Below are 12,619 nucleotides of genomic sequence, written 5' to 3'. Positions count from 1 at the left end.
GCTGGAAAGGCGACAGGGATGCGCAAGGGCGGCGGTTTTTCGCTGGCCACAAGGCCCGTTTGCGGCCAGCCTGCTCCAGTCATGAAAGATGTTGTCTCCAGGCTGAATGAAAAGCTGTCTCAAACTCTCAAGCAAGTTACCAACAATCTTGCCGAACGATCGCTGGATAACGGTCAGATCTCCGTTGCAAAAATGGATGAGAATCAGGTCATCCACTATAACCTCGCTTATCACACTGCGGAAAGCAACATTGCCAACTATATGGGCGACTATGCCTGGTCGCAGGGCGGCGCTGTAGAACAGGACATGGCGCTGATCTTTGCCGGCGAGGCCTTGAATCGCCTGCGCGGCGAGCTTGCCGGACGGCAGCAGGAATATGGAATCAGCGACGGCGAGCTCAATGATCTTTTCAGCGCCGAAAACAACCGAGTGATCCAGGAAGCGCAAAAAGCGGAGCGCTACAATCAACTGGCCGAGGAAGCGCTGAAGGGAAACTTTGGGCTCAGCGGTCTGAACGAAGACCAGACAACGCTGCGCGATACCTTCCGGCAATTTGCCGACGAGGTCGTCGCGCCACGCGCCGAGCACGTCCACCGCCACGACGATTTCGTTCCCGATGAGATTCTCAACGGTCTGGTCGAAATGGGGGCCTTTGGCATCACCATTCCAGGTCAGTACGGCGGATTCCTGGACGACTACGGCAACACCGGTATGATGCTGGTAACCGAGGAGCTATCACGCGGCGGACTATCGATTGCCGGATCGCTGATCACCCGGCCCGAAATCCTGAGCAAAGCGCTGCTGAAAGGCGGGACGGACGAACAGAAGCAAAAGTGGCTGCCCGCTCTGGCGGCAGGCGAGCGCATCAACTCCATCGCCGTAACCGAGCCCAATTTTGGCTCCGATGTCGCTGGCATGAAAGTGGCCGCTGACAAAGTGGAAGGCGGCTGGTTGATCAACGGCGTCAAAACCTGGTGCACCTTTGCCGGCTATTCCGATGTGGTGCTGGTCCTGGCCCGGACCGAAAAGGATCTGGGGCTGAAGCACAAGGGTCTGTCCATTTTGCTGGCGGAAAAGCCGCGGGATAAGGGGCACAAGTTTGAGTTCAAGCAGGACAAGGGCGGTAAGATCGAGGGCAGCGCCATTCCTACCATTGGCTACCGCGGAATGCACAGCTTTGAAGTGAACTTTGATAACTACTTTGTACCGGACGAAAATCTGATCGGCGGCGAAAAGGGCCGAGGCCAGGGATTCTATTTGCAGATGGCGGGTTTTGCCGGCGGTCGCGTTCAGACTGCGGCGCGCGCCAACGGCGTCATGCAAGCTTCGCTGGAAGCTGCCTGCCGCTACGCCAGCGAACGCAAGGTGTTTGGTCGCGAAATTATGCACTACCAGATGACCAAATGGAAGATTGCGCGCATGGCAATGATCGTGCAATGCTCGCGCCAGTACAGCCTGCATGTCGCCCGCTTGATGGACGATCACAAGGGTCAGATGGAAGCGACGCTGATCAAGTTCTACGCTTCGCGCATTTCCGAATGGGTTGCACGCGAAGCGATGCAGATCCACGGCGGCATGGGCTATGCCGAAGAATATGCGGTATCGCGCTACTTCGTGGACGCGCGCGTCTTCTCGATCTTCGAGGGCGCCGAGGAAGTCATGGCTTTGCGCGTATGCGCGCGAGATCTTTTGAACCAGGCAGCGCCGGTGGCGCGCTGAGATAGATAGGCAGGCGGCCAAACAGGAGGACCCAATGGAGATGAGAATTGGTGCGGAAGTTGGTCTGAAGAAAGCAGCGGCGTACGAAACGCCGCGCGTCAAGCTGACGGAGAATCCGGCGGCCTTGCCGGGATCCGACCAGACAAACCGTCAGGCTGAGGAGTCCAGATCACAGTCACAAGCGCTGAAACCGACCGACGGCGTGCAGCGCTACCAGCTGCTGGGCAACACCATCAACATGCAGGCCTGAGACGCTACAGCGGGGATCGGCGCGGCGCGAAACAGAGGCGCCGCCCCATCCCCTGCCCCTTACTCGTTGTAGAAAAGCTCGATCAGGTGACCGTCCGGATCGGAAATCAGCAGCGACTCTCCGCCGTCGATGGCAATCGGTCCTTTGATAATCTCGATACTTTTTTCTTCCAGCTCCGCGATGGCGTTGGTAAAATCATCCACATCAAGAATGAAAGCCAGGCTGGTTTCGCCCGGATTCTTCACTGCCGCGCGGTAGCCGCTGATCAGGTTCAGTCGAACGTAAAACGGGTCCAGGTGCAGCAGAGCAAATTTGTCGCTGCGCTCCGCAAGGTCGAAATCAAGCACGTCCTGGTAGAAAGCAATTGCGCGATCAAGATCTGAACTGCCAAGCGAGATGTGGTGCAGTCCTTCGAGAAGTATCATACCGGTCCTTTCCTTGCGCTCCAGCAGCAACGCCAGGTCGCCGCACGGAGGGTCAGATTTGGCATCCTGGGCGCCAGGGGCAACTGATTTATGTAGCGCTGCACAGCAGAGCCATTACAGGCGGGCAAGGATGCCGCCGGCCGACTCTCAAGCCCGGCGATTTTTCGTCGAAGTAGGATACATGAACCGTCGTATTCTCCGACGCCTGCTGCAAAGCAGCCTGTGCCTGGCCCTCCTCAGCCTGGCCTCCGGTTCAGCTCGCGCCCAGAGCGCAGGCGACGGGTCTGCGCCGGATGGCGAGGCGCGCTTATTTCAATTCAAACTTGATCCCGGCGACACGTTGAGCGTCGACAAATACCAGTATATCCGCATATTTGATGGCTTCAACTGGATCTCCAGAGAAGAGAAGAATCGCATCGTTCTGCGCGTTCTGGAGCGCGCCGAAAACGGCGATGCCTCGCTGGAGGGCGACTTCGTCACCTACAGTCGCGAACCGCGGCAGACCGGAGAGTTTCGTCGCGATCGCGACTTTCATAGCAAATTCATCATTGGCGTCAATGGGCAGTATCGCGTAGCCGACGCCTATACGATGCCAAACTTGCGCAGCCTGCCCGGCTTTCCTGATCGCGCCTTGCAGCCGGGCGAACGCTGGACTGCGCCGGCGATGGAAGTGCTGGATATCAGCTCGCGACGCATGAGCGTCCCGGTTGAGGCTGAATACCAGTATCTGGGCCAGGCCCCATTGACCATGCCGGATGGCGCTGTACGTCAGCTGGATCGCATTGCCTACCAATACAGTTACAGTGCGCCATCCAATTTGCCGGGAGTGCGCAGCGTGACTGGCGTATCAGCCTGCCAGCTCTGGTTTGATGTAGCCGCCGGAACCCCCGTGTTTGACGCCAATCGATTGGTTTATAGCTTTCATATGATCGATGGCAGCGTTCAAGAGTTCCATTTCAGCATTGATAGTTGGTGGAAAAAGTCGCGCACTGCCACAAACGAGGAGCGCAGCCGAATCGCCGATGAGATCCGCGCCGGACTGCAGGGCGCCGGAGAAGACATTCAAGTGCGCGCCGGCGACGAGGGTGTTACTCTGGAGCTGAGCGACATTCTATTTGATCACAACAGCGCGCAGTTGAGTCCGCAGGCGCGGCAAAGTCTGGCGCGCATTGCTGAGGCCCTCCAACGCTACAGCGATCGCGAGGTCCGAATCAGCGGCCACACTGACTCGACGGGCAACGCCGACTACAATCTGCGTCTCTCCGAAGGCAGGGCGCGCTCTGTGGTGCGTGCACTGCAGCAGGAATTCAACGTAGATCCGCGCCGACTTTCCTACCGTGGCTATGGCGAAACACAGCCCGCGGCCTCCAATTCGACGCCGGAAGGTCGGCAGCGCAACCGTCGGGTCGAAGTGCTGATCGTAACCGATTGATCCGCTCAGGTCGAAGCGCCCAGCAGTTCTAGCACCCGACGAGCGGCACGATGTTGTGGATCCTGTTGCAGCGCCTGTTGCAAGAGCTCACGCGCTCGTGCGCTCTGCCCCAGCAGACGATAGCAATCCGCCAGAGTGACGAGATTTCCAATTCGTAGTGGCTGGAGCCCGAGTACGCGCTCGCCGGCGTCGCGCGCTCGTTCAAATTGTCGCATTTGCTTGAGCGCCATAGATAGTTGGTACCAAAAGTCGGCGCTGTCCGGCGCAAATTCCAGACATTGCTCCAGAGCTTCGGTTGCCGTAGCGTAGTCCTTGCGCTGGTAAGCCGCCCCGGCCAGCATTTCAGCTGGGGACATGTCCGATTCCGGTCGGCGCATGGATTGCAACAGCAAATCACGCGCTGGCTCGTACTCGCCTGCATCCAGAAGCTTGCGGGCTTCCAGCATATCTCGCTCCGTCGAGAGTCGTCCCGCGTTTTCGTGAAATGCAATGCGAATCAAACTGAAATCGTCAGTGATTTCACCGGCCTCCTTGACTCTACGAACTATGGCCTCCAATTCGCCAGCGCTCTGTTCGACTATGCGGCGAAAAAGCTCATGGTCTTCATTGATTACTCTTTCGCCGCCGGCCTTGCCCCCCGATATCTCGACATCGTCCCGCCCGTCGCTGCCGACGAGGACAATATCGCCCTCGGAAAGCTGCCGCTCAATTACCTGAAACGGGAACTCGGAAGGCGACCCCAGTTTTCGCAGCATCAGCTCTTCTTCCAGAAATTCGGCGCGGCCTGCACGATAGACAACCGTCCATGGGTGTTCGGCGTTGAAGTAATACATCTGGCCGCTTTGCTCGTGCACGAGGCCCAGTACGCAGGAACAGGTCATGCTGCCATCGAAGGTCCGAAAAACGCTATTGAGTTCGCGATATGTTTCCTCCAGCCAGGAGCGCGGATGCACGGCCAACACGCGGTCGCTGCTGGCCGAACGAGCCATGATATTGTTGAGTGCGGTGCCCATCACGATGGCCCCGCCGGCGCCTTGCATCGACTTGCCCATGGCGTCCGCATTGCAGAACATGATATAGCGGTCGGGACGCTCCGGATCGCCAAAACGCAAATTACCCGTAACGCAAATGTCCCCGCCCAATTCGGAGTGTCGCTCGCGGAAGCTGAAGTGCTTTTTCTGCTCCAGAAACATTTCAGTTTGTACCAACTGACTCTTGTTCCAGTTGGTCATCAGCGGTCGCAGGATCAAAGAAGTGAGGAAGTAGTCGCCGTCCTGCTGCCCCTTCAATTGTTGTACCTGTTGCAAGGAGTTGGAAAGCTCCAGCGTCCGTTCTTTGACCTTTTCCTCCAGCGTTTCGGCGTAGAGTTGCAGCTGCTGCTTCCCCTCCAGGATGCTGCGAACCATCTTGTTAAAGGATTCCGAAAGGTAGCCTATTTCATCCTGCACCAGTACCGGAATGCTGACCGTCAGGTTGCCGGTATTTACTTCGCCCACTCCTTCCAGCAGCGTGTTCAGCGGACGGACCAGGTTGCGCGAAAAGAACACTGGATACAGGCCAATGATCATCACCGCCAGTGCCAGAGTAATAAAAGATATCAAACGCGCCGACTTGTCTTGGAAGCTACGGTAGTCCAGGTAAGGGAAGCCAACTTCCAGTATTCTGCCGTGGGCGCTGTCTTCGATGTGAAAAGCATAGTAAAGCTGCGTCCCATGAAGGTCCAGCCAGCGCGGCAATCGCCGTTCAAAACTGCGTTCGGAGAGCGACTGGAACATCGACCTGCGCGCTGCCTGCAGATCCAGGTCAAAACCTTCGCGCCGGAAGAGGGTGCGCGGCGCGCTGCTTAAGGTCGCGCGCATCGGCATTTCCAGGATGTAGGCGGCTCGACTGTTCTCGTCGGGCGTAGCAAAGCGATAGTTGCGCGCCTCCTGAATGTGCATTTGATCATAGTTTTCGTCGCTCTGGATGCCAACTACAGTGGCCAGCAACTGCACCACCAGCAGGATGGTTACCAGTGAAATACCAACAATCTTAGTCATAAAGGACGTTCGCTCAACGGCATTGTTGATAAACACGATCGTTATGGCGAAGTATCCAAGCAGGGTCGACGCTACAAAGATCCATTGAAACCAGAGGTAGCTTACCCGACCGTTTTGAAAAAGCGCATTGGCCAGGCCGGGGATGAAGGTGGGAATGAGTAGTGCTACGCTCATCTGGATGAGCGCTCGCCGCTCCTCGCCTTTGAATTGCAGCGCCTTGCGAATGGTGACAACGACGAACCAGAGCACGATGCCCATGATTGCAGCTGCAACCCGGGCGCCATACTCATGCGGATAGTTGAAGATCTGGCCCTTGAAGTCAAATTGCGGCGCAATCTGTAAGGCGCGAAATGCGAAGTCGACGGTTAGCAATACGGACGCGGCAATCAAGATTCCCAGAACGATTCTGGATTCTTTGCGATGGATGTTGCGCGGGTAGGAATAGCCAAGCTGCACCATGGATACCAGCGGGGTAAAGGCGCCCGGAATGGTAAGGAATCGATGGAAGGAGGCGATTGGAGCGGGTAGTACGGCGGAAAGGAAGAAGCCGAGGTCCAGCACAAAGGCGCCCAGATAGAGGATGGCCAGAGCCGTGGTGGCGGCAGTCTTGTTTTTCAAAAAGGCAAGATAGGTAAATAGCAGAATGGTGAAAATACAGCAGACCAAAGTACCAATGGCCCAGGCGTTGAAGTAAAGCATCGACACAGACAGAATCCCATGCCGCGCATCGACATCGGCAACTCAGTTTTTGGTCGAATCAGACTGGAAATGGAAGCTGCAAATTGGCGGCAGTTTGCTGACCGGCGCGACGGGCAAGGTCCCCGGCTGGCGCATTGAAGGGGCCTGGCCTTGGCGCCAGCGTTCGCGTCACAAGCACCCTCTTCCCTGCGCGCTCCGCCAGTTCCAGTTTCAGCCGAAAGATCTCATCACTTTGCGTTTGCAGGGCTCGCGCCAGGCCATTCCAGAGGCGCAGCGGACCACGCCGCACCCGAAGGTCATCAGAATTGACCACCAGATGCACTACAATCAGATCAATATCAGGTTCATCGATCCACGCATCCAGCGGCGCCGGGTCAGCGATGCCGCCATCCCAGAAATCCATGCCCTGCACGCGACGCGCCCGAAACAAACCCGGAACTGCGCAGCTGGCCAGCGTAAATTCCGCCAGCGGACCGCTGCGCACACACTCCGATCGACACTCGCTCAGATTGGCCACGGCAATGGCCAGCGGGATCTTACAATCTTCAATTCGTCCGCGGCCCAGAATGCGGTGCAGTGCGTCGAGGGCGCGATGACCTGCGATCAATCCCGTTTCGTGGGCGCCATAAAGCGCGCGCAGCGCCCGCCAGCCAGCGCCCGCTTCCAGAAAGGAATTGCGCACCAGGTTCTGTCCGGGTCCGCTGAAGGCCTGCTGCAGATCGCCGCCGCTGGCATAGACTGCCGCTACCAGCGCGCCAGCCGAAGCGCCAGATACGGCTGCTGGACGAATGCCTCGCTCTACCAGCCCCTGCAAAAATCCGGCGTGCGCGTAAAATCCAAAGAATGAAGAATTCATGCACAGGGCAAGTCGCGGTCGAGCTACGCTCATCACGGTCTAGCGCTCCGATCATCGGCGTCGCTGACAAGCACATCGTCTGAGCGCTGCATTTTAGAGCCTTTTGGTTGTCTGCCAGCCGCCCTTCATTTTTTTGACCGGAGTCAAGCTAGAATGGCAAACGGAAGCTCAGGCCAGGAATATGACTGTAAGCAAGATCACTGCTCGAAATGCCGATCGGCACATGCTCTACCAGGAGGCCGTGCAGAACGTCGAATTCGAAGCCGGAATGATCGCCCGTATCTATCGCAAGTTGCGCGGAAAAGATGCGCAGTCTTTGAAAGAGGACTTTTGCGGTACATTTGCCCTGGCCTGCGAATGGATTCGTCGCGGCAAAATGCGTTCGGCGGTCGGCGTGGACCTTGATGGCAGCGTTTTGCAGTGGGGCCGCAAACACAACCTGTCCGCGCTGAACGCCAGCCAGCAAGAGCGTCTGCAGATCGTGAAGGCCAACGTTCTTGATGTCAGGCAACCGCAAGTTGATATTGTTGGCGCGTTTAACTTTTCTTACTGGATCTTTAAGACGCGGGCCGAATTGAGCGCCTACTATGTGAATTGTCTGAAATCGCTGAAGCGCGACGGCATCCTCGTCCTCGACGCCTTTGGCGGCGCCCGCGCCCACACGGAACAGGAGGAGCCGCGACGCTGTAGCGGATTCACCTACGTTTGGGAACATGCCCACTTTTCGCCGGTTACGCACGATATGGAATGCCGCATTCATTTCAAATTTCGCGACGGAACGATGATGCGCAATGCCTTCAAGTACAGCTGGCGACTCTGGTCGCCGGCGGAGATTACCGAATTGCTGCTGGAAGCCGGCTTCAAGGAAGTGCGGCACTATTTTGAGGGGACTGACCACAAGACCGGCGAAGGCAACGGCGTATTCCGCGAAACTTCCGCCGGCGAATCAGCGGAGTGCTGGATCGCATATATTGTCGCCCTGCGCTGATGGCGACGACCGCTCGCCGCCGCGGCCGATAGCGCGGTAGTCCCCGGGCCGCCTCGCCTGCAGCGACTGTCAGAACAGGAATAGATACAAAATGCCGGCAATGCCTGCGATGCCGACAATCGCCAGCATCACAAACAGGGGCCAGCCAAAAATAGAACGATCGATCATCGAAGCGGAGCGACCTTGCGACTTTGCTCCCTCCGCTAGTTTGACCTTCAAATTGAGGTTTTCTTCCCGCACGTAGGCTTTGTGACCGCCCGGCAAATCGAAGGTGACCAGCATCTCGCCGCTGCCGCGCACGGTGGAAATTGTTCGCACGGAAGCTGTAATCTCCGGCGGGCCCTCCAACTTGTCGAGTCCTTGCATCTGAACATAAGAGACTACTTGCGGATGTTTCATCTCCGCAAAACGCAGCCGCACGCGATCGCCGATGCCCAGGCGCTGCACAGGCTGGCCCATGAAGGGAGAGATTACAAAGAGTCCGCGCATATGACCGCTGAGGTCCTCAACAGGTCCGCTCGGCCCGGCGGATTTCGTTTTGGCCTCGGCAGGCGCCGCAGCCTTTTCGTCGTTTTCCTCTGACGCGGCGATCTGAATGACCACGTTGTGTTGCCCCAGCGCCACTTCCAGTTCGGCGCCCAGCTCATACTGCAATCCGCCCAGGTCGCCATTTTGCAGGCGTTGAACCAATCGCTCCACCCACTCGATGTTCTTGAAATGAACCCCTACGTAGCGCTGGATGTCCTGGGTTCGCTGAGCGTCCGCCTGGCCGCCGAAGACCATCGTCTTGGTCCAGGCCGTCATCTCACGAAATCCCAGATTGAGATCAACAGCAGCGAAATCGCTGGCGTCGCCGGCCACAGCGCAGACTTCGGTGATCGCCTTGCCGCCCGGATGCAAGAGCAATCCGAAGACGTAGAAGAATCCATCAGCCGCCGCTACACGAGCCTTGATCGACATACCTGCGCTCATTTCCCGTTTCCTCCCTGCCCGGCGCGTTGGATCCAGGCCAGGGCCTCGCTGGCCCGAAGATTGGGCCGCCAGCGAAGCGAACCGCGCGCATTGAAGTAGCCGCTCTGGATCAGTCTCATTCCTGAAGTCTCCGCAAAGTCCTCAAAGTCTTCGACGGAAAAAAATTGCACGTTCGGACTCTGGTACCACGGCTCTGCGGCTCTTCCCAGACGCGGGCTGCGACCATTGAGACCCAGCTGCAGCCTCGCCTGCCAGAATGCGCAATTGTGATAGCCAACTACCACATTTGCGCTCACCCGAAAACTTTCGGCCAGGACTTGCTGCGGCGAGAGCAGTTCCTGGAAGGTTCCAAGAATGCAAATGCAGTCGAAGGCATCATCCGGGTATTGATCCAGCCCGTCGAGAATATCGCCATGGTGGACTATCAATCCGCGCTCTACGCAGCGCGCAGCCATTTCCGGATCCTTCTCCACGCCTTCGCCGCGCGTTTGTTTTTCGCGATTGAGCCGTTCCAGAAATTCGCCGTCGCCGGTACCCAGGTCGAGAACTCGCGAATGTCGCGGAATCCAATCAACCACCATGTTGTACAGATGCTGATTCATCGTTGCAGACGTCAGCGACCGGGTTGCCTGGAGTAATTTTGTTGCAGATAGTTCGACACAATCCGGTTGAAGGCCGGATTCTCAATTAGAAAGGAATCGTGGCCATAGGGCGTGCTCAAATTGACGTAGCTGGCGGAACGATTGGAACGTTTTAGTGCGCGCACCATTTCACGCGATTGCGAAGGGGGATAGAGCCAATCCGATTCAAAGGAAACAACAAGGAATTCGGCTGCGCCCCCGGTAAATACAGCCGCCGGCGCCTGACCCTCCAGGATATCGAACATATCCAGGGCCTTGGTGATGTAGAGGTAGCTGTTTGGATCAAAACGGCGCACAAAGCTTTCTCCCTGGTGGTGCAGGTAACTTTCCACGGAAAAAAAGGCCGGGAAGAGATCTTCAGGCGTAGCCGGACGCTGCAAGCGGCGTCCGAATTTGGTGTGCATGGAGTATTCGGAAAGGTAAGTTACGTGGCCGACCATCCGCGCCACTGCAAGGCCATGCTCTGGACGAGCGGCGTCATAGTAGGCGCCGCCCTGCCAATCCGGATCAGTAAAAATCGCCTGCCGACCGACTTCGTTAAAGGCAATCTGCATCGCCGAATGCGCCATGCAAGAAGCTATCACCACAGCATGGCCAATGCGCTCCGGATAGTCCACCGTCCAGGTCATAGCCTGCATACCGCCCATCGACCCGCCGATTGCGGCAAACACGCGTTCAATGCCCAGTTGATCCATCAGGGCTGCTTGAGCGCGCACCATATCGCGAATCGTCACCGGCGGAAAGCGCATCGCATAGCGTTGGCCGGTGCGCGGATCAATGGAGGCTGGACCGGTACTGCCGCTGCATCCGCCCAGAACGTTGGTGGCGATCACATAGAATCGATCTGTATCTATGGTTTTTCCTGGTCCGACATGATAATCCCACCAACCGGGACGACCGCTTTCGCGATCCATGCCGGCCACGTGTGCGCTGCCAGAGAGGGCGTGACAGATCAGGACAACGTTGTCGCGGGCCGGCGACAGCTGGCCCAGCGTCATGTAAGCAATTTCGATTTCGGGAAACTCAAATCCGCTGGAGGTGCGAAAGTTGACAATGCGCGCGGTCTGGATTTCGGTAAAGCCCAGCGACGAAGAATAGCCGGCGATGCTCTGATCCTGAAGATCCCTGCTTTCGATACTTTCAGACTGACTCTGCATCGCGGGCGACGCCTGACTCCACGCACCGAGCAATGCGCGATATGCGCCGCAAGATACAAGCCAAAAAAGCCGGCCGCTTAGCTGCGCCCGTCAGCCGGCGATGGCAGCCAGTCCGGACGCTCAAAAAAATCATCGGCGGGTTCGGAGGGTCGCTCCGCATTTCCATAGCTGGATTTGATAGTTCCCGGAACAAACCAGCCCTGCTCATAGCGAGAACTAGATTCCAGAAAATAGGGCGCGCAGATCGCCGCAAGCTCAGGGTGGACCAGGAGTACATCGAACATGCTTTCTTTACGTTCATCTCTCCAATAGTTCGCCGCACGAAAGGCTCCTTCCTGTTGCAATCGTAGATCAAGTTCGCCGATTGCAGGGCTCAGCAATTGTACAGCAATTCCGTCGGCCAGGGGATGCAATTGGACGCCCGGACCTGCAGCCAGCGCCAGGCGAAGATACCACCCGCGCACGCCTTTGCTCTCTCGCGCCAGGCGGCAGCGAGTTGCAAAGTCGCGGGTGCGCATCGCAATAAATAGCAATTCCAGCAGCGCTCGTCGCTCGACCATTCCCCACGAAACTTCGGCCGCTTCGCCATCAAGCAAACGCCACGCATAGCCGCGAACGCCGCGAAGTTGATAGGAAAAACCGCCGGCCTGCAGCCATTCGCGCACTTGTTGACAGAACTGCCGGTATTCGCGATCGAGATCGCTCAGCTCGCCCTCCGGCAGAGCAGATAAGCTCTCCTGAATTCCGGCACAGTAGAATGCCAGACAGATGTATCGCCCCTGTTCCGCTGTTGCCGTCGGTCGCTCCAGCAAGCGTTCCGCCGTCGCCGCCGGAAATTCAGTGCGCAGGTACAAACGCAATCGTTGCTTCAGCTGATCATGGCGCAGCTGCGTGCGAGCGCCGACCAGCCGTGCGGCGCTCCATCGCCCGACCAGCTGAGCGATGCGCAGACGGGCGCCCAGGGCAAGAATTGCAATAGCACAAAACCCAAGCAACGTGACAATATCCCGTTCACCGGGCAATGTTTGCGATTCCAGCAGACGATATGCGACAAGCCCCAGCGAGAATAGGGTCGCATACCAGAGGCAGCGCGAGACAGCAGAGAGGTCCATTACCAGGGCAAGAGCCGGCGCAAAACGCAGCAAGGCCAGGGCTGGATAGCGATAGGCGGCAACGAGGTAGATCGTCAGCGGCAAGCCAACGACAATACGCAAGGCGTAGCGCCATTGCGCCCGGCCTACGACGCCCGGTCGGCGCCAGCGCGATAGCAACAGGTCCAGCAAAAACTCGATCAAGCCGCCCAGGGCCAGCACCTTCCAGGAAAAGGCGCCGCTGCCGCCTGCCAGCACGTACAATAAGAATCCAGAGAGTAAGGGCGTCAGCAGAATAGTCAGACTGAGCTGCAATCGCCAGTCGGCTGCGCTCTGGCGCCAGCCAGCGG

The 12,619-nt window shown here is 57.7% G+C and carries 11 protein-coding genes; 4 read left to right on the top strand and 7 right to left on the bottom strand.

What is annotated here, in order from left to right; all coding sequences use genetic code 11:
• The first annotated feature begins 81 nt into the window (after positions 1-81).
• Together K1X75_08185 and K1X75_08180 are read left to right on the top strand one after the other, a co-directional pair.
• Complete coding sequence (locus K1X75_08185) at positions 82-1,719, top strand: acyl-CoA/acyl-ACP dehydrogenase (protein ID MBX7058032.1); 1,638 nt, start codon at positions 82-84, stop codon at positions 1,717-1,719.
• 34 nt (positions 1,720-1,753) lie between these two features.
• On the top strand, positions 1,754-1,969 hold the full coding sequence (locus K1X75_08180; GenBank protein ID MBX7058031.1) for a hypothetical protein: 216 nt from the start codon (positions 1,754-1,756) through the stop codon (positions 1,967-1,969).
• 59 nt (positions 1,970-2,028) lie between these two features.
• Here K1X75_08180 and K1X75_08175 read toward each other — a convergent pair whose 3' ends face one another.
• Entirely contained in the window at positions 2,029-2,394 is a 366-nt protein-coding gene (locus K1X75_08175; GenBank protein MBX7058030.1) for a VOC family protein, read from the bottom strand.
• Positions 2,395-2,575: 181 nt separating this feature from the next.
• On the opposite strand from K1X75_08175, the gene K1X75_08170 reads away from it, so the two are divergent.
• Positions 2,576-3,826, top strand: coding sequence for an OmpA family protein (locus K1X75_08170; GenBank protein MBX7058029.1), 1,251 nt, complete (start codon positions 2,576-2,578; stop codon positions 3,824-3,826).
• A 5-nt stretch (positions 3,827-3,831) separates the two neighbouring features.
• On the opposite strand, the gene K1X75_08165 is transcribed toward K1X75_08170, so the two are convergent.
• Together K1X75_08165 and K1X75_08160 are read right to left on the bottom strand one after the other, a co-directional pair.
• Positions 3,832-6,570 (bottom strand): SpoIIE family protein phosphatase, encoded by a 2,739-nt coding sequence (locus tag K1X75_08165; protein ID MBX7058028.1) that lies wholly within the window; start codon positions 6,568-6,570, stop codon positions 3,832-3,834.
• A gap of 52 nt (positions 6,571-6,622) precedes the next feature.
• Positions 6,623-7,453: a patatin-like phospholipase family protein gene (locus K1X75_08160; protein MBX7058027.1), complete on the bottom strand. Its 831-nt coding sequence runs from the start codon at positions 7,451-7,453 to the stop codon at positions 6,623-6,625.
• Between the two features lie 148 nt (positions 7,454-7,601).
• Here K1X75_08160 and K1X75_08155 point away from each other — a divergent pair, with 148 nt between their 5' ends.
• Positions 7,602-8,408 (top strand): class I SAM-dependent methyltransferase, encoded by an 807-nt coding sequence (locus K1X75_08155; protein MBX7058026.1) that lies wholly within the window; start codon positions 7,602-7,604, stop codon positions 8,406-8,408.
• 69 nt (positions 8,409-8,477) lie between these two features.
• Here the strand turns inward: K1X75_08155 and K1X75_08150 are convergent, their stop codons facing one another.
• From K1X75_08150 to K1X75_08135, 4 genes are all read right to left on the bottom strand, one after another.
• On the bottom strand, positions 8,478-9,380 hold the full coding sequence (locus tag K1X75_08150; GenBank protein MBX7058025.1) for a hypothetical protein: 903 nt from the start codon (positions 9,378-9,380) through the stop codon (positions 8,478-8,480).
• Positions 9,377-9,982, bottom strand: a complete 606-nt coding sequence (locus K1X75_08145; GenBank protein ID MBX7058024.1) for a methionine biosynthesis protein MetW — start codon at positions 9,980-9,982, stop codon at positions 9,377-9,379. Before K1X75_08145 ends, K1X75_08150 begins: the two co-directional genes overlap by 4 nt.
• 11 nt (positions 9,983-9,993) lie before the next feature.
• Positions 9,994-11,178, bottom strand: coding sequence for a homoserine O-acetyltransferase (locus K1X75_08140; protein ID MBX7058023.1), 1,185 nt, complete (start codon positions 11,176-11,178; stop codon positions 9,994-9,996).
• Between the two features lie 77 nt (positions 11,179-11,255).
• Positions 11,256-12,584, bottom strand: a complete 1,329-nt coding sequence (locus tag K1X75_08135; GenBank protein MBX7058022.1) for a hypothetical protein — start codon at positions 12,582-12,584, stop codon at positions 11,256-11,258.
• Positions 12,585-12,619 lie beyond the last annotated feature (35 nt).

It is taken from the genome of Leptospirales bacterium (genome assembly GCA_019694655.1).
GTDB lineage: Bacteria > Spirochaetota > Leptospiria > Leptospirales > Leptonemataceae > SSF53.
This window is presented reverse-complemented; position numbering and strand designations above follow the sequence as displayed.